We start from the raw sequence: 21145 nt of genomic DNA, 5'->3' as shown, positions 1-21145 counted from the left end.
ACGCTTCGTTCCCGGTGAGGCGCGATACATATGGAACTCGGCCTGTACACCTTCGCGGAAACCACCGCGGATCCCGCCACCGGCACCGTCATCGGCGCCGAGGAGCGCATTGCCAATCTGATGGAGGAGGTCGAGCTTGCCGACGAGCTCGGTCTCGATGTCTTCGGCATTGGCGAGCATCACCGTCCGGATTTTGCCGCTTCCACCCCCGCGGTGCTACTGGCGGCGGCGGCTATGCGCACCAAGCGCATCCGCCTCACCAGCGCCGTTACCGTGCTGAGTTCGGACGATCCGGTGCGGGTGTTCCAGGAATTCTCGACCGTGGACCTTCTGTCGGGCGGGCGGGCCGAAATCCTGGCGGGGCGGGGCTCCTTCATCGAGTCCTTCCCGCTCTTTGGCTACGACCTCAAGGACTATGACAGCCTGTTCACAGAAAAGCTGGAACTGCTGCTGAAATTGCGCGAGCAGACCGCGGTGAGCTGGCAGGGCGAGCATCGCGCGCCGCTCGACCGCCAGAGCGTCTATCCGCGGCCGGTCCAGCAGCCTCTGCCGGTCTGGGTCGGTGTCGGCGGCAATCCCCAATCGGTGATCCGCGCCGGCACGCTCGGCCTGCCGATGGCACTCGCCATCATCGGCGGGGAGCCGGCACGCTTCAAGCCGCTGGTCGATCTCTATCGCGAGGCGGCGCACCGGGCCGGGCACGATCCGGCCAAGCTTCCGGTCAGCATCAATTCGCATGGCTATATCGGCGAGGACGGCGACAAGGCAGCGGACGAGATCTTTCCCTACTATGCCGACGTCATGGGCCGCATTGGCCGTGAACGCGGCTGGCCGCCGCTGAGCCGGGCGCAATTCGAGGCCTCGCGCGCGCCTCGCGGTTCGGATTTCGTCGGCGATCCCCAGCAGGTCATCGACAAGATCCTGGCCGAACACGAGTTGTTCCGGCACCAGCGCTTCCTGATCAAGTTCTCGATGGGCAGCATTCCCCATGCCAAGATGATGAAATCGATCGAGCTGTTCGGTACCGTGGTCGCCCCCGCCGTCCGCAAGGCGCTGGCTCCCGTCCCGGCATAGGGATCTCAAAGCAACGCTTTTGCTTGAAAATATACAAAAGTGTTGCTTTGCTGGGGCCGACGCCTAAGCTGGACCTGTACCAGAGCAAAACGCGTTCAAGTGTGAACGCTTGCTTGCTCTGGACTCTTCGGTTCGACGCGTCTTTGCGATTCTTGGCGGCCCTGCCAGATCGCAAACCGCTCTTGCAGGAAAGGCCCAGCCATGACACGTCGCTATCTGATCGGCCTCGACTATGGCACGGAATCGGCGCGTGGCGTGCTTGTCGATGCCGATAGCGGCGAGCAGGTCGCCAGCCATGCGCTGCCCTATCGGCATGGCGTGATGACCCGCCTGCCGGATGGTCCGGCCCTGCCGCCGCTCTGGGCGCTCCAGAACGCGGACGACTATGTCGAGGCGGCCCAGGCGATCCTCTCGGCTCTCGGCCGAGACAGGCAGATCGAAGGCATCGGCCTCGGCTTCACCGCCAGTTCGCCGCTGCCCGTTACTGCCGAGGGCGTGCCGCTCTCCCGCCTCCACCCGCGAGAGCCGCATGCCTATGTGAAGCTGTGGAAGCATGGGGCAGCCCAGGCGCAGGCCGAGGCCATCAATGCTCGGGGAGGGGCCTTCCTCGACAATTTCGGCGGGAAACTCTCGGCCGAATGGCTGCTGGCAAAAGCGGCGCAATTGGCGCAGGAGGCGCCGCAGCTATGGCACGAGACGGAACGCTTCATCGAGGCGGGTGACTGGCTCGTCTGGCAATTGACGGGCGAGGAAACACGCAGCCTCGGCTTTGCCGCCTACAAGGCGCAATATGCCGATGGGGCGGGCTATCCCAACGGCATCGTTCCCGATCTCGCCGATCGCCTGACGCAGCCCCGGCGGGTCGGTACCTCGGCGGGGGGCTTATCGCCGGCCTGGCGCGAACGCACCGGCATTCTCGGGCAGGCGGCGATCGCCGTGGCGGTGATCGATTCCCACGTCGTCCTGCCGGCCGTCGGCGGCGTCAGCGATGGCTGCCTCGTCGGGGCGCTTGGTACCTCCGCCGTCTATCTGATGCTGGGGCGGCAGTTCCGGCCCTTGCCACAGGGGATCGAGGGCGTGGCCTTCGACGGATCGGTGCGGGACCTATGGTGCTACGAATCGGGGCAGGCTGGTTTCGGCGATACGCTCGCCTGGTTCGTTAAAACCTTTCCGCGCGCTGCTGAGACGGCGGAGAATTTCCGGCTCTATAATGCCGAGGCAGCCGGCCTGGTGCCAGGCTCCAATCACCTCCTGGCGCTCGACTGGTGGAGCGGCAACCGCGTGCCCCTGGCCGATTCAGGCTTGAGCGGTTTGCTCGTCGGCCTGACCACGGGCACGACGGCTGCCGGCATCTATCGGGCCTTGCTGGAATCCCTGGCCTATGGCGCGCGCAGCATCCGGGATCTCTTCGCCGCCGGAGGCTTTCACATCGATCGTCTCATCCTGTCGAGTGGCCTGGCCCGCAACAACCCGCTGCTGGTGCAGATCATGGCCGATGTCTTGGCGCAGGAGGTCGAGGTGCCGGAGATCGACAATCCCACCGCGGTGGGCGCCGCCATCCATGGCGCGGTCGCGGCCGGTGTGGTCGCCGACTATCCGGAAGGCGCGGCGCGGTTCGGTGCGCGTGGGTTCAAGATCTATCGGCCTGGGACCGGGGCGGCATCCGTCTATGCCGATCTCTATCGCAACTATGCCGCGCTGGCAGGCGATACATCCCTGCGTGGCGTGATGCATGCGCTCAACCGGATCGGCAATCCGCGCTAGCCAGGAAGACGCACGGGTTGTTATGCCTGAAAACAGGCAAAATATATTTGCATTCATTCAGCGATGATGCATTAATCCGCAGCCTACGATGGAAAGGCCATCGTCGAGAAGAGAGCGCCAAGCTCCATTCATAAATCTGGGAGGATTTCATGTCAGCGCTCCGCCTGAGCCGCATCTTCGCATCCACTGCTCTCGCCACCACGGCCGCCCTCGGCTTTGCCGTGTTTTCGTCCCTCGCCGTGGCCGACAAGGCCCAGGCGGCAGGGGAGGTGATCGTCGGCTTGGTCACCAAGACCGAGGTCAACCCCTATTTCGTCAAGCTACGCCAGGCCGCCGAGGCCGAAGCCAAGAAGAAGGGCATCAAGCTGATCGCCCGCTTCGGCAAGTTCGACGGCGACAACGAAGGCCAGGTCGCAGCGATCGAGGATCTCATCTCGGCGGGCGCCAAGGGCATCCTGGTGACGCCCAACAACTCGACCGGCATGCTCGGCATCATCAAGAAGGCCCGCGACTCCGGCGTCCTGGTGATCGCGCTCGACACGGCGACCGATCCTGCCGATGCGGTCGACGCCACCTACGCCACCGACAATTTCGAGGCCGGCGTGAAGCAGGGCACCTATGCCAAGAAGGCCCTGGGCGACAAGAAGCCGGTGCTCGCCATGCTCGACGGCACGCCGGGCGGCACGGTCGATACATTCCGCCACAACGGCTATCTGCAGGGCTTCGGCATCAAGGAGGGCGACCCGGTCATCGCCGGCTCCGCTATCACCAATGGCGCGCAGGACAAGGGCCAGACCGGTATGGAGAACCTCCTGTCCAAGAATGGCGACATCAACGTCGTCTACACCATCAACGAGCCGGCGGCGGCCGGCGGCTATGCGGCGCTGAAATCCTTCGGCAAGGCCAAGGGCGTGATGCTGACCTCGATCGACGGCAGCTGCCAGGGCGTGAAGGACGTCAAGTCCGGCAAGGTCGCCGCGACAGTGATGCAGTTCCCCTACAAGATGGCGGTCGCCGGCGTCGATGCCGTCGCCGAATACGCCAAGACCGGCAAGAAGCCGAGCGGCTTCATCAACACCGGTTCGGAACTGATCACCGACAAGCCAATGTCGGGCCTCGATTCCAAGGACACCGCCTGGGGCCTCAAGAACTGCTGGGGCGGCGAATAAGCCGCACTGGTATCTCACTTTGTTGGAACCGGTATACCCGCATACCCTGCGTACTCGGAATAGAGCGCAGGCTTTCCTTCCCCGGCTTTTCGGGGAAGGTGGCATTTCGAAGAAATGACGGAAGGGGGAGGGTGGCGTGACAGGGCCATAATCTGTCAGGTTGCGCTACTCTCCCCCTTCCGGCCCGGCTCTGCCGGTCCACCATCCCCGAAACCGGGGAAGGATACTCGCGCATTATTCGGCTTGGCCAGGGGATGCGTACCGCCATCCGTATCGTCGAGGATTGTATGAGCACGACCACGGTTCCCGCGCCCGAAGAGAAGCGCAGCCTCCTGGCGCGTATCTTCGCGGTGCCTTCGGCTGGACCCTTCCTGGTACTGGCGCTGTTCTGCGTCATCTTCGCCAGCATCAACGAGCGCTTTCTGGCCCTGCAGAACATTTCGCTGATCCTGCAGCAGACCGTGGTGGTCGGCACGCTGGCGATCGGCCAGACCCTGATCATCCTGACGGCGGGCATCGACCTTGCCGTGGGCGCGATCTGCGTGCTTGGCACCATCATCGCAGGCAAGATGGCGGCGCTCGGCTATGATCCCGTCCTGTCCATGGGCGTGGCAATCCTGCTCTGCACCCTGTCGGGCACCGTCGCTGGCGGCCTGATCAGCGGCCTGAAGCTGCCTCCCTTCATCGTCACGCTCGGCACGCTCGGCATCATCACGGCTGCGCTTCGCCTGATCTCGGCCGGGGGCGCCTTTCCGGTCGACGATGAATTCCTGAGCTGGACGGGCAATGGCGAGGTGATCGGCGGCTTCGTGGTCACCTATGGCGTCATCGCCATGCTGCTGCTTTATGCCCTGGTCTGGTATCTCCTGAACCAGACCAAATGGGGCCGCCATGTCTATGCCATCGGCAACAATGCCGAAGCGGCACGGCTGGTCGGCATCCCGGTTCGCCGGCACCTGCTTTCGGTCTATGTGCTCGCCGGCCTGCTCTATGGCATCGCCGCCTGGCTGGCGCTCGGCCGCATTCCCAATGCCGATCCCAATTCGCTGCAGACGGCCAATCTCGACTCGATCACCGCCGTGGTGATCGGCGGTACTTCGCTGTTCGGCGGCCGCGGCGGCATCATCGGCACGCTGATCGGCGCGCTGATCGTCGGCGTGCTGCGCAACGGCCTGACGCTCGCCGGCATCGATCCGCTCTGGCAGGACCTGATCACGGGTGTGCTGGTGATCGTGGCGGTGGCCTTCGACCAGCTCTCGCGCGGGAGGCGCTGATATGACGGCACCTTCTTCTTCCGAGGTCATTCTCGAGGCCCGCAACATCATCAAGCGCTATGGCCATGTCACGGCGCTTGACGGGGTGGATTTCGAACTGCGCAGGGGCGAGATCCTTGCCGTTGTCGGCGACAACGGCGCCGGCAAGAGTTCCCTGATCAAGGCGCTGACCGGAGCGCTGCGGCCCGACAGCGGCGAGATCCTGCTCGACGGCCAGACGGTGCATTTCAAGGGGCCGCTCGATGCCCGCCATCGTGGCATCGAGACCGTCTACCAGGACCTGGCGGTGGCGCCAGCCCTCGATATCTCCTCAAATCTCTTCCTCGGGCGCGAGCTGCGCATGCCCGGCGTGCTCGGCTCCGTGTTCCGTCGCCTCGACAAGACACGCATGCGCGAGGAAGCGCGCAAGGCCATGGCGGAACTGAAGTTCCGGTTGCCTTCGATCCATAATGCCGTGGAAGCCCTGTCGGGGGGCCAGCGCCAGGGCGTGGCGGTGGCCCGCGCCGCTTTGTTCGCCAAGAAGCTGGCGATCATGGACGAGCCGACGGCGGCGCTCGGCGTGCGCGAGACCGGCCAGGTGCTGGAACTGATCCGCACTATCCGCGATCGCGGCCTGCCCGTCGTGCTGATCAGCCACAACATGCCCAACGTCTTCGAGTTGGCCGACCGCATCCACATCATGCGCCTGGGCCGCCGGGCCGCCGTGGTAAGCCCCAAGACCCACTCGATGGCCGACGTGGTGGCCATCATGACCGGCGCAATCAAGGTCGAGGATTTCGAAAAGCGCGGGCAGGGGTGATGCCGCCGAAGCGATGCTTCCGGATCGTACGTCGTGGCCGGGATTTGTAGCTCGCAACGGTCTGAGATAGGGCAGAACAAGGCGCAACCCGCCTTCTCCACGCAGTGGGGAAGTCCGCCACATCTTCGAAACGAAGATGTGGCTGTTCATTTCGCAGAAATGACGGATGGGGTGTAGCGGGCAGCGCACGGAACTCAAAAGACTGGCACGACCGTCGTGCCAACCTTCGAAGGATACTGCGCGGCACGCCACACCCCATCCGACCCGGCTTCGCCGGGCCGCCTTCCCCACTGCGTGGAGAAGGCGGGTCGCACTTTATTTACCGTGGATGCGGCTATTACACGCTGTACGTCGAACGATGCCGCCCGGCGTTCGTACGCGTCCATAAGCCCATACCAAGGTATGGTTCTCACACACCAAGGCACGGTTGACCCTGCTTTGGGGCAATGACAGAAGGGCTCTGTATTCGCGGTGCCCGACACCTTGGATATCCATCGAAAAATCAGCTGTGGAAGCACATGGACAACGATCGCAGTAGCCGTCCGGCTTCGGTCCTAGGCCGTCGCCGGAGGGGTGCGCCATCGATCTGGAACGCCGGCGGTCTCGCGCGCCGGGCGATGACCGGCCGGCTCTAAAGCGTTTTGCTCTAGTCCGCGCCGGCTTGCCTCGCGGGTCTGGCCAAAGGCGGCCCGACGAGGTGAAACATGAACAACGTCATTCCGTTCCGCGGCCGTATCTCGGCCGCCAGGCCGCATGTTCGCGGCGCCGTCATCCTTGCCTTCCAGGCCAAGGCCCGTGCGGTTGCACCTGGCGCATCATTCAAGGAATTGGATGCGTCTTTCCGATCCGGTCGGATTGAAAAGCGCCCTGGCGCGATCCGTAGCGGTCTCCTGGCATCCTGGCACCTGAATCCGGATACGGGGCGGCTCGAATGCCGCTGGAGCCCGTCCGGCGCCGGTGAAGAGACGGATGCCTCCCAATCCCTTTGTTCGAAATGCGCCGGGATGGCCGGCACGCACTGAGCGTGTCTCGGGAGGACCCCTGCGTCCAGCGCCCGCCTGCCTGCCGACATCCCGCCTTTTCCGACCTTGCCCTCCAACGAGGTTCGCCATGGTTTTCCTACCCCATGACCGTTCCGGTCAGCGCTCAGTCGCGGCTTTCGCCCGCGGGCGCCTCCTGCCCAATCTCTACGATCTGATCGCCTGCGGGCTGGTGATCGCGCTCATCGCCCTGGTGCTGCATGGCGCTGCCGCGATGCGGACACCGCTCGATGCCCTCTCGGGGGCTCCGGTCTCGCTCGATCCGGCCCGCCTGCCGGAATATGCGCTGCGCACCACCTTGCGCATGTTCGCCGCCATCATCGCCTCGCTGGTCTTCACCTTCGTGGTGGCCACGCTGGCGGCCAAGAGCCGGCGGGCCGAGCTGATCATCATCCCGGCCCTCGACATCCTGCAGTCGGTTCCGGTGCTGGGTTTCCTGACCTTCACGGTCACCTTCTTCATGGGCCTGTTTCCCAGCAGCCAGCTCGGGGCGGAGTGTGCCTCGATCTTCGCGATCTTCACCAGCCAGGCCTGGAACATGGCCTTTTCCTTCTACCAGTCCCTGCGCACGGTGCCTGGAGACCTGGACGAGGTGAGCCGTGGCTTCAGGCTGTCCGGTTGGCAGCGTTTCTGGCGCCTGGAGGCGCCGTTCGCGGCGCCGGGGCTGATCTGGAACACCATGATGTCGATGTCCGGCGGCTGGTTCTTCGTGGTCGCCTCCGAGGCGATCACGGTGGGCAATACGACCGTGCAGCTTCCCGGCATCGGCTCTTTCCTGGCGCTCGCCATCGACCAGAAGAACTTCGTCGCAGTCGGCTGGGCCGTGGCGACCATGGGCATCCTGATCATGCTCTACGATCAATTGCTGTTCCGGCCGGTGGTCGCCTGGGCCGACAAGTTCCGGGTCGAGCAGACGGCCAGCCAGCAAAGGCCGCGGTCCTGGGTCTACGATCTCATCCGCCATACCAGGCTGGTGAAGCGCCTGATCGCGCCGCTGGCCTGGATCTGGCAGCGCCTGATGTTGATGCGCGTCGGACGATCGGACAAGGCATCCTTTCGGTCCGGACGGGCGACCTCGCCTTTGATCGATCGCCTCTGGCTTGGCCTGGTGCTGGCCGTCACGGCCTGGGGGATCTGGGTGGCGATTGCCTATATGCGCCAGACGCTGTCCTGGAACGACGTGCTCGAAGCGCTGGGCGGCGGCCTCGCGACGCTGTTGCGCGTCATCGTCCTCATCGCGGTGGCAAGCCTGATCTGGGTGCCGATCGGCGTGCTGATCGGCCTGCGCCCGGCTCTGGCCGAGCGGGTTCAGCCTTTGGCCCAGTTTCTGGCCGCCTTCCCGGCGAACGTGCTGTTTCCCTTCGCCGTCATCGCCATCGTGGCGACCGGGGCAAGTCCCGACATCTGGCTGTCGCCCCTGATGGTGCTGGGAACCCAGTGGTACATCCTGTTCAACGTCATCGCCGGCGCAAGCGCCTTTCCGACCGACCTCAGGGAGGCGGCTTCGGTCTACCAGATCCGGTCCTGGACCTGGTGGCGCCGGGTGATCCTGCCCGGGATCTTTCCCTATTACGTGACCGGCGCCCTCACGGCTTCGGGTGGCTCCTGGAACGCCAGCATCGTCGCCGAACTCGTGAGCTGGGGAAATACCAAGCTCGAGGCCTATGGCCTCGGCTCCTACATCGCCAGGGCGACCGAGGCGGGAGACTTTCCGCGTGTCGTGCTCGGCATCGCCGTGATGTCGCTCTTCGTCACCTTGTTCAACCGCCTGCTGTGGCGTCCGCTCTACGTCTTCGCGGAACGCCGCCTGCGCCTCGACTGATCTTCCGGAGATATCGCCATGAATGCTCCCCTCACAATGAATGCTCCCGTCACCATCAAGGATACCCCGCTGGTCTCCGTCCTCGGCGTGCGTCAGACCTACGACAAGGGCGGGTCGAGCCCGCTGGTCGTGCTCGACAGGGTCGACCTCGTGCTGCAGGCCGGCGAAATCGTCGGCCTGCTTGGCCGCTCCGGCTCCGGCAAGTCGACGCTGCTGCGCGCCATCGCCGGGTTGCTCCGGCCCAGCGAGGGGCAAGTCTCTTTCCAGGGCGAGCCCGTCCGCGGCACACGCAGCGGCATTGCGCTGGTTTTCCAGAGCTTTGCCCTGTTTCCCTGGCTCACCGTGCAGCAGAATGTCGAGTTGGGGCTCGAGGCACAGGGCGTCCTGCCGACCGAGCGCCGCAAGCGAGCCCTGGCCGCGATCGACCTGATCGGGCTCGATGGTTATGAGAATGCCTATCCCAAGGAGCTTTCGGGTGGCATGCGCCAGCGTGTCGGCCTTGCCCGTGCCCTCGTGGTGCACCCCAAGCTGCTCTTGATGGACGAGCCCTTCTCGGCACTCGACGTGCTCACCGCCGAGACCCTGCGCACGGATCTGCTCGATCTGTGGTGCGAAGGCCGCATGCCGATCGAAGCCATCCTGATGGTCACCCACAACATCGAGGAGGCGGTGCTGATGTGCGATCGCATCCTGATCTTCGGCTCCAATCCCGGCCGGGTGATCGGCGAGGTCCGGGTCGATCTGCCCCAGCCGCGTAACCGGCTCGACCCGGCCTTTCGCGCCTTGGTGGAGGATATCTATGCGCGCATGACGGCTCGCCCGGGTTCGGCTCCGGCGCGGGATGGCCTCTTCCCCGGCACCGGCATCGCCATGGTGCTTCCCAAGGTCTCCTCCAACGAACTCGCCGGCCTGATCGAGGCGGTGGCGGCGGCCCCCTATCACGGCAAGGCGGACCTGCCGCCTTTGGCCGCGGGCTTGCATCTGGAGATCGACGAACTCTTCCCGGTTGCTGAAACCCTGCAGCTGCTGCGTTTCGCCGAGCTGGAGGGCGGCGACATCCGCCTCACCGCGGCCGGCAAGCGCTTCGCCGAAAGCGAGGTGGACGAGCGCAAACGGCAGTTTGCACAGCAATTGGCGACCTATGTGCCGCTGGCGGCCCATATTCGCCGCATCCTCGACGAAAGGCCGAGCCATCAGGCGCCGGCCCGCCGCTTCCGCGACGAGTTGGAGGATCACATGTCCGAGGACTATGCGGCCGGCACCGTGCAGGCCGTGATCAGCCTTGCCCGTTATGCCGAATATTTCGCCTATGACGAGGCGGCTGATCTCTTCACGCTGGAGAATCCCAGTTGAACGCCTCGACGGCTTGATCATCGTCGATATCGTGGTCGTGCTCCCGCCACCGGCGCCGGCGGGAGCCTTGCCATCCTTCATGGTGAAGGCAGGTGAAACATGCTCCGGGACAATGAAGAACTCGCGCGGGCCCTCATCGCGCTGCAGGAGGCAGGCGGTCGGGTCGAAAACAGGGCATCTTTGCTGGCCATCGGCCTGCTCCTGTCGGGAGCGGACGGACTCTCCCGGCTCACGCGCCGGCTTTTCCTCCGCCGCAAGCTGTTGCCATCGGAGACACGAGGCTTGCTTCGGATTGCCGGAGGCTTCAACAAGATGGGTATCGTGCTGTTGCGCCGACATCTGAGGCGGCATTCCCGCCATCGCGCCTGATCATCCTGGTCATGCGCTTCGTGCGGATGGCGGCGGCAATATCTGGCAGGAAAGTGCGATTTCTCCGAGGAGCGCTGCTGGTGAGACGCGAACGCCTGGAATCGATGGTCGACACGCCCCTGCTATGGCTCGCCATGGCAGGGTTGGCCCTGTTCATTTTCGTCGCCGATACCGTCACCGATCTGGAGATCGCCGTTGCCGTGCTGCATGTCGCCGTGGTGCTGATCTCGGTATGGACGGGGCGGCCGCGGACCGTGTTGATCGTCGGGCTGGTCTGCAGCATCCTCACCGTGCTCAGCTTCTTCATGACGGTGAGGGGCGATACCGAGGCCGGCATCGCCAATAGCGGTCTCAGCCTGCTGGCCATCGGCGCAACCACCTATCTCGCCATCCGGATCGAACTCGCCGATCTGGCGGTGCGCCGGGCGGAGGCCGATCTTGCCCGCATCTCGCGCATCACCATGCTCGGTGAACTCACGGCTTCCATTGCCCATGAGGTGAGCCAGCCCCTGGCCGCCATCGGTGCCAGCAGTAATGCTGCGCTGCGCTGGCTCTCGGCATCGCCGCCCAACCAGGCCGAGGCCCAGCATGCCCTCAAGCGGATCGTGGAAGCCGCCGAACGGGCAGGCGAGGTGGTGGAACGGGTCCGTCGCCTGGTGCGCCGGGCCCCTCCCTCGCGCGAGCCTGTCGACATGGTCGACGTGATCGACGAGACCTTGGCGCTGATGCGGGGCAAGCTGCGCGCGAATGCCATCCCGCTGCGGACCGAGCTGCTGCAGGGTCCGTTGCCCGTCATGGGCGATCGGGTCCAGTTGCAGCAGGTCCTGCTCAATTTCATCACCAATGCCATCGAGGCGACGGTGGAAACGAAGCAGGGAGATCGGGAGATAACGATCAACACCTCCTCGGACGACAGGGAGGTCACCATTGGTGTCACCGATACCGGGTCTGGCCTGTCGCCGCAGGCGATGGAGCACGTCTTCGACCCCTTTTTTACCACCAAGGAAGACGGTATGGGGATAGGACTGGCCATCAGTCGTTCCATCATCGAGGCACATGGCGGCAGTATCGAAGCCAAGGCTGCCGCACCGCGCGGAAGCGTCTTTCGCTTCACTTTGCCGTTGGCACGTGGACGCAAGGATTAGACCCATGTCGGAAGAAATCGCGACCGTCTATGTGGTGGATGACGATCCCATGGTCCGGGATGGGCTGGACAGCCTGCTGAGATCGGTCGGCTATCGTGTCCGCTGCTTTGCCTCACCCCGCGAGTTCATGCAGCAACCGCGCTCGAAGGGGCCTGCCTGCCTGGTGCTCGATGTGCGCATGCCCGGACAAAGTGGGCTTGACTTTCAAACCGAACTGGCCGGGGCAGGGGATGCGATCCCGATCGTCTTCCTGACCGGCCATGGCGACGTGCCGATGTCGGTCCGCGCCATCAAGGCCGGTGCCATGGAATTCCTGCTCAAGCCTTTCCGCGAGCAGGATCTTCTCGACGCTGTGACAGCATGCCTGGAGAAAAGCCGTGCGGAGAGTTTCGAAACGGGTTTGGTGGCAGACCTGCGCAAGCGTTATGCCACCCTGTCGCAGCGCCAGCAGGAGGTGATGGCGCTGGTGGTGCAGGGGCTTCTCAACAAGCAGACGGCCGCGGAACTGGAATTGAGCGAGATTACCGTGAAGATCCATCGCGGCCAGGTGATGCGCAAGATGCAGGCCGATACGCTGGCCGATCTCATCCGCATGGCGGACCGCCTCGGGCTGCCGGGCAAACCGGCAGGTCGGGGATAGCGGCAGCTATGTCGCCAAAGCGCTTGACGGGCCTTGCGACGCGGCCCCATATCCGGGCCGAGATGATAGCTGAAAAACCCGCCCTCACCATTCTGCTCTGCTCTCCCCGCGGTTTCTGCGCCGGGGTGGTGCGGGCGATCGACGCCGTCGAGCAGGCCTTGAAGATCTATGGCCCGCCGGTCTATGTGCGACATGAGATCGTGCACAACAAATATGTGGTCGAGAATCTCAAGTCGAAAGGCGCCATCTTCGTTGAGGAACTCGACGAGGTGCCCGAGACGCGCGCGCCGGTGATCTTCTCGGCCCATGGCGTCGCCAAGTCGGTGCCAGCCGCCGCCGCCGATCGCAATCTGTTTGCCATTGACGCGACCTGCCCGCTGGTGACCAAGGTGCATCGCGAGGCCGAGATCCATCACAAGCGCGGCCGCGAGATCGTGCTGGTCGGGCATCGCGGCCATCCCGAAGTCATCGGCACGATGGGGCAGCTGCCGGAGGGGGCCGTCAGCCTGGTCGAGACGGTCGCCGATGTCGCCGCCTTCACGCCGGCCAATCCGGACGCTCTCGCCTATGTGACGCAGACCACCCTGTCGGTCGACGACACCCGCGACATCGTCGCGGCGTTGAAGACCCGTTTCCCCTCGATCGTCGGCCCGCACAAGGAAGACATCTGCTACGCCACCACCAACCGCCAGGAGGCGGTCAAGGCGGTGGCGCCGCGGGTAGAAGGCTTCATCGTGGTGGGAGCGCCGAACTCCTCCAATTCGCAGCGCCTGCGCGAAGTGGCGGAGCGCTCCGGCTGCCTCATCTCGGAGCTGGTGCAGCGCGCCTCGGATATCGACTGGAGCCGGTTCGGGACCCTTAAATCCCTCGGCGTCGCGGCCGGCGCCTCTGCGCCGGAAATCCTGGTCGAGGAGATCCTCGATGCCTTTGCGGAGCGCTACGCCATCACCGTCGAGACCGTCTCGACCGCCGATGAGAGCGTGTTCTTCCCGCTGCCTAGGGATTTGAGGGAGAACGACGTGCGTAAAATTGCAGAAGATGTTGCTCGCTGATGGCCGTTTACACTGAAGTCAATGACGAGGATCTCGCCTGCTTCGTCGCCGAGTACGACATTGGCGGCGTGCTGGCCTGCAAGGGCATCGCCGAGGGCGTCGAGAACACCAACTACATCCTGCGGACCGAGAAGGGCGTCTATATTCTCACCCTCTATGAAAAGCGGGTGAAGCGGGACGACCTGCCCTTCTTCATGGCCTTGATGGAGCACCTTTCCGAAAGTGGCGTGACCTGCCCGACGCCGATCCGGCGACGGAACGGCAAGGTGCTGGGCGAGCTGGCCGGGCGGCCCGCCGCCCTGATCAGCTTCCTGGAAGGCGTCTGGATCAAGAAGCCGAATGTAGAGCATTGCGGCGCCGTCGGCCGTGCGCTCGCCGCCATGCACAACGCCACGCTCGGCTTCCCGATGGAGCGCCCCAACGCTTTGTCTCTTGCCGGCTGGGAGGCCCTCTACCAGCAGGCGGACGGCCGGGCCGACAGCGTGCAGCCGGGGCTCGATGCAGCCATTGCCGAGGAACTCGCCTTTCATCGGGCCCATTGGCCGCAGGGTTTGCCGACGGGCGTCATCCATGCCGACCTCTTCCCCGACAATGTCTTCTTCCTGAACGGGCGGCTTTCGGGCCTGATCGACTTCTATTTCGCCTGCACCGATAGTCTGGCCTATGACGTTGCGATCTGCCTGAATGCCTGGTGCTTCGAGCCGGATCATGCCTACAACGCCACCAAGGGCAGGGCGCTCCTGGCCGGCTATCGTGCCATCAGGCCGCTTTCCGATGCCGAGGTGGCAGCCATGCCCGTGCTGGCCCGCGGCTCGGCTCTGCGCTTCATGCTGACGCGCCTGGTCGATTGGCTCAACGTGCCGCCCGGCGCCCTGGTGAAGCCGAAGGATCCGCTGGAATATTGGAAGAAGCTGCGTTTCCACCAGCGCATCGCCAGCCCGGCCGAATACGGGTTCGAGCCATGACGACCAAGAAGGTGACGCTCTATACCGATGGCGCCTGCTCGGGCAATCCAGGCCCTGGCGGCTGGGGTGCCATCCTGATGTTCGGTGAGCACCGCAAGACCTTGTGCGGCGGTGCCCTGGAGACCACCAACAACCGCATGGAGCTGCAGGCGGCGATCGAGGGCCTGGAAGCCTTGACACGCGGCTGCGCGGTCGACCTCCATACGGACAGCCAATATGTCAAGAACGGCATTACCGGCTGGATCCATGGCTGGAAGCGAAATGGCTGGCGCACCGCCGACAAGAAGCCGGTGAAGAACGAGGATCTCTGGCGCCGCCTCGATGCGGCACTGGAGCGCCACGAGGTCGAATTCCATTGGGTGAAGGGCCATGCCGGCCACCCCCTCAACGAAGAGGCCGACCAGCTCGCGCGTGAGGGCATGGCGCCCTATCAGCAGGAAAAGCGGGATAGGGCGGCGGCTTTGTCGTGAGGGGCGGTGGGCCGGCCTTCTCAGCTCCATCGAGAGATGGAGGGGGCCGGCCTCTTTCCGAAGGCATGGTGTTTCTATGCCGGTCCGAAGGCACACCGAGCGATCAGATCGCCCCGAGCAGCGTGTCGGCGCCGGAAATGTCGAGCTTGCCGCCATCGTCGAGGTTGAGCACCTTCACCACGCCGTCATCGACCAGCATGGCATAGCGCTGCGAGCGCACGCCCAGGCCTGCCGCGACCCGGTCGAGTTCCATGCCGGTCGCCTTGGCGAAGTCGCCGCTGCCGTCGGCGAGGAATTCGATCTTGCCGAGGCCACCCGTGGCCTTGGCCCAGGCCTGCATGACGAAGGCGTCGTTGACCGCGGTCACCGCCACCGTATCGATGCCCTTGGCCTTGAAGGCATCGTAATGCTCCAGATAGCCCGGCAGATGATTGCGGTGGCAGGTGGGGGTGAAGGCGCCGGGAACGGCGAACAGCACCACCTTCTTGCCGCCGAAGATGTCGGCGGTGCTCTTGGGCTCTGGCATGTCCTGCGTCACCGCACGGAAGGTCACATCGGGGAGTTTGTCGCCGGGCTTGATCGTCACTGATATCTCCATTGCGATGACGAGAGTCTACGGCAACCGATATAGGCTTTCGATGCCTGCCTCGCCAGTCGAGAGCGTGAAGCGCAGTTCTTTTCCGGCGATGGTCGCGCCTTTCGGCAGGCCCTCGAGCGGCAGCACGAAGCGCTGAGGATTGGCCTTGTCGGCATCATCAGCCGGCTCCGGCATGGGCAGGTACCACTTCATCGGCCCTTCCACGAACAAAGCAGAGGAGGAGGGAGCCGTTACGTCGATGGTCAGGCGCGCCGGGTTGGTCGAGGTGTCGAGGCGGATCTGTTTGACGGCGAGGGGAGCGGCCGCGCCGATCTCCTGTGATACCGGTACTTTCTTCAAGGCTTCTGCGATCTCGGCGCTGCCTCCCCCTTCCACAGGCATGCCGGGTGAAAGGGTGATGTCGGCATTGCCCTTGGCGGGGACGCAGATCGTCTTGCAGGCGGCATAGTCGAGGCCGAGTGCCAGCTTGACGGGCTTGGTCGGATCGATCGCGCTGACCTTGAGAGGCAGCATGACCTCATCGTGATAGACGGCCGACGATGCGCCCTCCTGGTCGTAGCGGCTCGGCGCCGGCCAGAGCACCGTCACCTCGCGGAGATTTTCCGATCTGGACCAGTCGAAAGTCGGGGGAATTCCGGCATCGCCCGGATTGCGCCAATAGGTCTTCCAACCGGGCGCGAGCTGGATTTCAAGGCCCGCCAGGCCCTCCGGATGGGCTTGTCCCGGCAGCAGCCGGATCACGGCTTCCGGATCGGACTGGCTCGGATCCGATTGGCCGGCAAGGGCTGGCTGGCAGAGCCCGGCGAGAAGCCAGGCGAGAGCAGGAAGGGCAAGACGGCTGAACATTCGGATAGCTTGCGGCTCCAAGGAGAGATTATCGGCAGACGGATAACTACGAATGGTCAATAGCGCCATGCACGAAGGCGTGACACTCTTGTGAGGCTCGCCTTTGGCGCTTCGCCCAGGTTGGCCAAATTTATGCCTTAACAAAGCCGATACGATACGGCACGATCATGTCCATGACAGGCTACATTCCATTCGGCAGCGATTCATCCGGCGGTTTCCTCGACGGTAAAATGCTCGTGGCCACGCCGTCCATGCAGGATGAGCGCTTCGCCCGCACGGTGATTTACATCTGTGCGCATTCGTCCGATGGTGCCATGGGCATCGTGGTCAACCAGCCGGCCAAGAACATTCGCTTTCCGGACCTGCTGAAGCAACTCGGCGTCATCGACGGCGTCTCGGACATGCGGGCGCCGAGGGGCGCGCCGATCCGTATCGTCAATGGCGGGCCGGTCGAGTCCGGGCGGGGATTCGTGCTCCACACCAACGACGTCTTCATCGACAATTCGACCATGCCGATCGAGGACAATATCTGCCTGACCGCGACGCTCGACATCCTGCGCAGCATCGCCATCGGCGAGGGGCCGGAACAGGCCTTGCTGGCGCTGGGCTATGCCGGCTGGGGCGCCGGGCAGCTCGAGCGCGAGATCCAGGCCAATGGCTGGCTGCATTGCGATGCCGATCCCGCGCTGCTGTTCGACGATCAGGTTGCGACCAAATATACGCGGGCGCTGCGCAAGCTCGGCATCGAGCCCGGCCTGTTTTCGCGGGATGCCGGCCACGCGTAGATGCGGGCCGGCCACGCCTGATCTTGGAGCGCGGATAGGCTGCATACGCGACGTGGTCGATGCCTGTATCAGCCTTAAGTCCAGAGAGGCAACGTGGAGTATTTTTTCTACGGCCGCGACAATCCTGGTGTGATGCCGCTGCGCCAGCGGCTCGTCGAGGCTCACTGGTCCTTCATGGACGGCTACGCCGATGGGATGATTGCACGCGGACCGACGTTGGCGGAAGACGACCTGACCCCGACCGGCAGCGTTCATATCGTCGATCTGCCGGATTTTGAAGCAGCGCGCGTGTTTGCTTATGAGGAACCTAACTTCAAGGCTGGCGTCTACGAAGATGTCATGATCAGGCGCTGGCAGAATACCGTCGATCGCAAGATGTGGACATTCCCAGGCAATCCCACTGCCAATCAGCGCTTTCTGGTCATCGCCCATGGTCGAACGGGTGCGAATGCAGCCTGGAATGGTCTATCGGCGGCCTGCCAGACCTTCCTGCGCGAGCAAGATCGGCTCGAACGCCTGATCGTGGGAGGGCCGCTGTGGTCCGATGATAGTCTGGACTGGGCAGGTTGCGCTCTCATGCTGGAGCTCCCGTCCCGTGATGCGATCGAGATCATGTTGACTGCCGATCCCTGTTTGAGGGCCGGACTTTACGAACGTATCGAGATCCATCGCTGGCGTTTTGGCGGGCGGCCTGACGGGGTGCACGTTCTTTAGCTTCCCAGGCAATCTTAAACGCTCCGAGGTCCGCGCTCCAGATTACGCTCTTAGTCGTATCGGCCCTGCGATCAGCCTGCGGGCTTCTTCTGCCGTGACGGGATCGCCGAAGGCTTCGCCCTGGGCGAACTGGCAGCCGAGCTCGCCGAGCTCCTCCGCGTCGTTGTCGGCCTCGGCACCATCGGCGATGATCTCCATGCCGAGATCGCCCGCCATGGCGATAATCGAGCGCAGGATCACCGGACGACCGCGCTCGCCTTCCTTCACGAAGCTCGGATCGATCTTGAGCATGTCGAAGGGGAAGCGTTGCAGATAGGACAGGCTGGAATAGCCGGTGCCGAAGCCATCCATGGCGAGGCCGACGCCAAGATCGCTGAGCTGGGCCAGGATCTGTGCCCCATATTCGGGATTTTCCATCACAAGGCTCTCGGAGACCTCGAGCTTGAGCGAGCCGCGCTCGATGCCTGCCCGCGCCATCACCGCCTTGATGTCCTGGACGAGGTCCTGGCGCAGCAATTGCCGGCTGGAGATGTTGACCATGCCGAACAGCGGCGGCTCGACCTCGACGAGGCGCTGCCAGATCGACAGCTGGCGAGCGGTGCGATCGAGCACGAACAGGCCGACATCGACGATCAGCCCCGTCTCTTCGGCCATGGCGTTGAATTCCCCCGGCGGCAGGCGGCCGAGCTTGGGATGCTCCCAGCGCACGATCGCCTCGAAGCCGGCAATGGTGCGATCCTGCAGGCGCACTACCGGCTGGAACAGCACTTTCAGCTCGTCGCGTTCGATCGCCCGCCGGAGATCGGCTTCGAGGGAAGAGCGATCCGGCCGTTCGACCCGCATGGCCGCCCGGAAGATCTCGATGCGATCGCCGCCGATCTTCTTGGCGTTGTACATGGCGATCTCGGCGTCCTTGATCAGCTCATCCGCCTTCACCGGGGCCTGGGGATCAAACATCGCTACGCCGATCGAGGCGGTGAGGAAGATTTCGCGGTCGGCCACGGCGATGGGCGCGCGCAGCGAACGGCGGATCGACTCGGCGAAGGCCGAGATGCGTTCCGGGTCGGGCTCCGACATGAGAAGCACGCCGAACTGATCGCCGAAGATGCGGCAGACGCTGTCGCGGGGCTTCATCAGGCGTGAAAGCCGACGCGACACCGTCAGCAGGATCGAATCGCCGACCGAATGGCCGACGGCGTCATTGACCTGCTTGTAGCGGTCGAGGTCGAGGATCAGCACGGTCGGCTTGGTGGTACCGTCCTGCCTGGCCTGGACCAATGCTGCTTCCAGCCGGTCGGTGAAGAGCTCGCGGTTGGGCAGGCCGGTCAGGTTGTCGCGCACGGCGTCGTGCAACAGGCGCTCCTCGGCCGTCTTCTGCTCGGTGACGTCGGAGACGGTGCCGACGCAGCGCACCACTTCGCCGTCCGAGCCCACCACGGGCCGGGCCTTGAGGTTGAGCCACATATAGTGGCCGTCGGCGGCGCGGATGCGGAAATCCAGGCTGACGCGGCCGCGGCGCTGGTCGATCACCGCGTCGAGGGCGGTGCGGAAGCGGTCGCGGTCGAAGATGTGGACGAGCTCGAGCCATTCGCTGGCCGGTCCGTCGAGGGCGCCGGGGGCGACGCCGAGCAACTGGTCCGCCTCCGGGCTGACATAGATGCGATCGGCCGGCACGTCCCAGTCCCAGACCACGTCGCCCGAGCCGGTGAGGGCGAGGGCCTTGCGTTCGGTATCGGTCATCAGCCCGGGCGCAAAGGCACTGCCGGCGAAAGCGTGCTGCATCACCGTGAAGCCAATCAGCATCACCACCAGCACGAGGCCGCCGGTTAGGGCCGGCTGCACCAGGTCGTTGGTGAGATGGCCCATGATGGTCAATCCCGCCGCCGCCACCCAGCCCAGCAGCAAGGTCCAGGTGGGTATCAGCATCACGGCCCGGTCATAGCCGTAGAAGGCCAGCAGCAGGATGATCAAGAGGCCGACGACGGCGAGCGTGGCGATGGAGATGCGGGCGATGCCGGCGGCGACGGGCGCGTTGATCACCGCAAGGCCGACGAGGGTGGCGAGCGCGACCAGCCAGAGCGCCGAGACTACGGAATAGCGCACATGCCAGCGGTTCAGATTGAGATAGGCGAACAGGAAAACAAGGAGCGTTGCCGAGAATACCGCCTCGGCGCCCGCGCGCCACACCCTGTCTCCATCCGGCGGGATGGCGAGGAATTTGTGCAGAAAGCCGAAATCGATGGCGAGATAGGCCAGCACCGCCCAGGCCAGCGCGGCGGCGGCGGGGAACATCGCCGTGCCCTTCACCACGAAGGCAATGGTGAGGAACAAGGCGAGCAGGCCGGCAATGCCGAGCACGATGCCCTTGTAGAGGGTGAGCGAGTTGACCTTGTCCTTATAGGCATCGGGATCCCACAAGAAGAGCTGGGGCAGCTTGGTGGTACGCAACTCAGCCACGAAGGTCACACGTGAGCCCGGATCCAGTGTCACCCGGAAGACGTCGGCGTCGTCATCCTCCTGCCGTTCGGGCTGGAAGCCCTGGCTGGGCGTGATTTCCGCGATGCGCGAGGCGCCGAGATCCGGCCAGACCAGCCCGGAGCCGACCAGGCGGAAATGCGGCGCCACCACGATGCGGTCGATCTGCTCGTCGGTGGTGTTGGCGAGGGCGAACACGATCCAATGCGGATTGGTTCCCGGCTGCTTCGAGCGCACTTCGATACGGCGCACGATGCCATCGGCGCCGGGCGCGGTCTGGATCTGGATGCGGTCACCCTGGCTGGAATAGTTTTCGACAGCGGGCAACAGGTCGATGGCATCGACCTCACCGTTGACGTCAACCGGCTCCAGGGCATGCGCAACGCCGCCGACCATTGCCATGACGAGCATCATGACCACAGAGGCTGCGACGACGCGAATGAACTGCAACATACGATCTCCAGCCAGGCTTCCCGACGCCCCCTTGCGCGGGTCCTGGTTCATCTCTCTTCGAAGGGCCTGCCCACCTGCCACTCAATTGTGTCGAGAAGCAGTAGCCAGCAATGTGAAATTGGGCAAGCTGCACCGGTCGGATTCCTGTTGGCGGAATGATCGGGATGGTGAATGCGATCTCCATGCCCCTCGTCACATCCGGGCTCCAACGGGCAGAAATCAGTGGGAAGTTGGGGGCGATTTCGAATCCACCTCATTTTTGACGCTTGGGGCAGGCAAGGGCGAGATTGCTGCAAGGCCAGACTCTGAGTAGGGTCTCTTAAACTGTTCCTTCATCC

General features: G+C 64.3%; 18 protein-coding genes. 15 read left to right on the top strand and 3 right to left on the bottom strand.

What is annotated here, in order from left to right; translation table 11 throughout:
- Positions 1-30: 30 nt before the first annotated feature.
- The 13 genes from ACZYTC_RS15070 to rnhA all read left to right on the top strand — a co-directional run bounded on the left by ACZYTC_RS15070 (position 31) and on the right by rnhA (position 14936).
- Positions 31-1074, top strand: a complete 1044-nt coding sequence (locus tag ACZYTC_RS15070) for an LLM class flavin-dependent oxidoreductase (protein ID WP_488989908.1) — start codon at positions 31-33, stop codon at positions 1072-1074.
- A 201-nt stretch (positions 1075-1275) separates the two neighbouring features.
- Positions 1276-2838, top strand: a complete 1563-nt coding sequence (locus ACZYTC_RS15065; protein ID WP_488989907.1) for an FGGY-family carbohydrate kinase — start codon at positions 1276-1278, stop codon at positions 2836-2838.
- A 149-nt stretch (positions 2839-2987) separates the two neighbouring features.
- A complete protein-coding gene (locus ACZYTC_RS15060; RefSeq protein WP_434955294.1) occupies positions 2988-4007 on the top strand; it encodes a substrate-binding domain-containing protein in 1020 nt (339 codons plus the stop codon).
- A gap of 287 nt (positions 4008-4294) precedes the next feature.
- Positions 4295-5281 (top strand): ABC transporter permease, encoded by a 987-nt coding sequence (locus tag ACZYTC_RS15055; RefSeq protein WP_434955295.1) that lies wholly within the window; start codon positions 4295-4297, stop codon positions 5279-5281.
- A 1-nt stretch (position 5282) separates the two neighbouring features.
- Entirely contained in the window at positions 5283-6080 is a 798-nt protein-coding gene (locus ACZYTC_RS15050) for an ATP-binding cassette domain-containing protein (RefSeq protein WP_434955296.1), read from the top strand.
- A 1110-nt stretch (positions 6081-7190) separates the two neighbouring features.
- Entirely contained in the window at positions 7191-8942 is a 1752-nt protein-coding gene (locus tag ACZYTC_RS15045; RefSeq protein ID WP_488989906.1) for an ABC transporter permease, read from the top strand.
- 36 nt (positions 8943-8978) lie between these two features.
- Entirely contained in the window at positions 8979-10295 is a 1317-nt protein-coding gene (locus tag ACZYTC_RS15040) for an ABC transporter ATP-binding protein (RefSeq protein ID WP_488990014.1), read from the top strand.
- A 99-nt stretch (positions 10296-10394) separates the two neighbouring features.
- On the top strand, positions 10395-10664 hold the full coding sequence (locus tag ACZYTC_RS15035) for a hypothetical protein (protein ID WP_434955299.1): 270 nt from the start codon (positions 10395-10397) through the stop codon (positions 10662-10664).
- 80 nt (positions 10665-10744) lie between these two features.
- Positions 10745-11809 carry a sensor histidine kinase gene (locus ACZYTC_RS15030; RefSeq protein ID WP_488989905.1) on the top strand — a complete coding sequence of 355 codons (1065 nt, stop codon included), beginning with the start codon at positions 10745-10747 and terminating at the stop codon, positions 11807-11809.
- 4 nt (positions 11810-11813) lie between these two features.
- Complete coding sequence (locus ACZYTC_RS15025; protein WP_434955301.1) at positions 11814-12449, top strand: response regulator transcription factor; 636 nt, start codon at positions 11814-11816, stop codon at positions 12447-12449.
- Positions 12450-12511: 62 nt separating this feature from the next.
- Positions 12512-13501, top strand: a complete 990-nt coding sequence (ispH, locus tag ACZYTC_RS15020) for a 4-hydroxy-3-methylbut-2-enyl diphosphate reductase (protein ID WP_434959596.1) — start codon at positions 12512-12514, stop codon at positions 13499-13501.
- The gene (locus tag ACZYTC_RS15015; RefSeq protein WP_434955302.1) at positions 13501-14466 is read left to right on the top strand and encodes a homoserine kinase; all 966 of its coding nucleotides are present in this window, start codon (positions 13501-13503) and stop codon (positions 14464-14466) included. The genes ispH and ACZYTC_RS15015 overlap by 1 nt, the downstream gene beginning before the upstream one ends.
- Positions 14463-14936, top strand: a complete 474-nt coding sequence (rnhA, locus tag ACZYTC_RS15010) for a ribonuclease HI (protein ID WP_149251830.1) — start codon at positions 14463-14465, stop codon at positions 14934-14936. The genes ACZYTC_RS15015 and rnhA overlap by 4 nt, the downstream gene beginning before the upstream one ends.
- Positions 14937-15039: 103 nt before the next feature.
- Here the strand turns inward: rnhA and ACZYTC_RS15005 are convergent, their stop codons facing one another.
- Together ACZYTC_RS15005 and ACZYTC_RS15000 are read right to left on the bottom strand one after the other, a co-directional pair.
- Positions 15040-15522, bottom strand: coding sequence for a peroxiredoxin (locus tag ACZYTC_RS15005; RefSeq protein ID WP_434955303.1), 483 nt, complete (start codon positions 15520-15522; stop codon positions 15040-15042).
- Positions 15523-15549: 27 nt separating this feature from the next.
- Complete coding sequence (locus ACZYTC_RS15000; RefSeq protein ID WP_488989904.1) at positions 15550-16380, bottom strand: protein-disulfide reductase DsbD domain-containing protein; 831 nt, start codon at positions 16378-16380, stop codon at positions 15550-15552.
- A gap of 173 nt (positions 16381-16553) precedes the next feature.
- Between ACZYTC_RS15000 and ACZYTC_RS14995 the strand changes: the two genes are divergently transcribed.
- Together ACZYTC_RS14995 and ACZYTC_RS14990 are read left to right on the top strand one after the other, a co-directional pair.
- Positions 16554-17165 (top strand): YqgE/AlgH family protein, encoded by a 612-nt coding sequence (locus ACZYTC_RS14995; protein ID WP_454813070.1) that lies wholly within the window; start codon positions 16554-16556, stop codon positions 17163-17165.
- A 93-nt stretch (positions 17166-17258) separates the two neighbouring features.
- Positions 17259-17879, top strand: a complete 621-nt coding sequence (locus ACZYTC_RS14990; protein ID WP_434955306.1) for a YciI family protein — start codon at positions 17259-17261, stop codon at positions 17877-17879.
- A gap of 42 nt (positions 17880-17921) precedes the next feature.
- Here ACZYTC_RS14990 and ACZYTC_RS14985 read toward each other — a convergent pair whose 3' ends face one another.
- On the bottom strand, positions 17922-20804 hold the full coding sequence (locus ACZYTC_RS14985; protein ID WP_434959597.1) for an EAL domain-containing protein: 2883 nt from the start codon (positions 20802-20804) through the stop codon (positions 17922-17924).
- Between the last annotated feature and the right edge of the window lie 341 nt (positions 20805-21145).

The sequence above is a fragment of the Labrys sp. F242 genome (assembly GCF_057813875.1).
This window is presented reverse-complemented; position numbering and strand designations above follow the sequence as displayed.

Coding starts and splice junctions, on each gene's coding strand:
- ACZYTC_RS15060 (WP_434955294.1), top strand. CDS start 2,988: ATGTCAGCGCTCCGCCTGAGCCGCATCTTCGCATCCACTGCTCTCGCC.
- ACZYTC_RS15015 (WP_434955302.1), top strand. CDS start 13,501: ATGGCCGTTTACACTGAAGTCAATGACGAGGATCTCGCCTGCTTCGTC.
- ACZYTC_RS15055 (WP_434955295.1), top strand. CDS start 4,295: ATGAGCACGACCACGGTTCCCGCGCCCGAAGAGAAGCGCAGCCTCCTG.
- ACZYTC_RS15000 (WP_488989904.1), bottom strand. CDS start 16,380: ATGTTCAGCCGTCTTGCCCTTCCTGCTCTCGCCTGGCTTCTCGCCGGG.
- ACZYTC_RS15065 (WP_488989907.1), top strand. CDS start 1,276: ATGACACGTCGCTATCTGATCGGCCTCGACTATGGCACGGAATCGGCG.
- ACZYTC_RS15040 (WP_488990014.1), top strand. CDS start 8,979: ATGAATGCTCCCGTCACCATCAAGGATACCCCGCTGGTCTCCGTCCTC.
- rnhA (WP_149251830.1), top strand. CDS start 14,463: ATGACGACCAAGAAGGTGACGCTCTATACCGATGGCGCCTGCTCGGGC.
- ACZYTC_RS15045 (WP_488989906.1), top strand. CDS start 7,191: ATGGTTTTCCTACCCCATGACCGTTCCGGTCAGCGCTCAGTCGCGGCT.
- ACZYTC_RS15070 (WP_488989908.1), top strand. CDS start 31: ATGGAACTCGGCCTGTACACCTTCGCGGAAACCACCGCGGATCCCGCC.
- ispH (WP_434959596.1), top strand. CDS start 12,512: ATGATAGCTGAAAAACCCGCCCTCACCATTCTGCTCTGCTCTCCCCGC.
- ACZYTC_RS15035 (WP_434955299.1), top strand. CDS start 10,395: ATGCTCCGGGACAATGAAGAACTCGCGCGGGCCCTCATCGCGCTGCAG.
- ACZYTC_RS15025 (WP_434955301.1), top strand. CDS start 11,814: ATGTCGGAAGAAATCGCGACCGTCTATGTGGTGGATGACGATCCCATG.
- ACZYTC_RS14995 (WP_454813070.1), top strand. CDS start 16,554: ATGACAGGCTACATTCCATTCGGCAGCGATTCATCCGGCGGTTTCCTC.
- ACZYTC_RS15050 (WP_434955296.1), top strand. CDS start 5,283: ATGACGGCACCTTCTTCTTCCGAGGTCATTCTCGAGGCCCGCAACATC.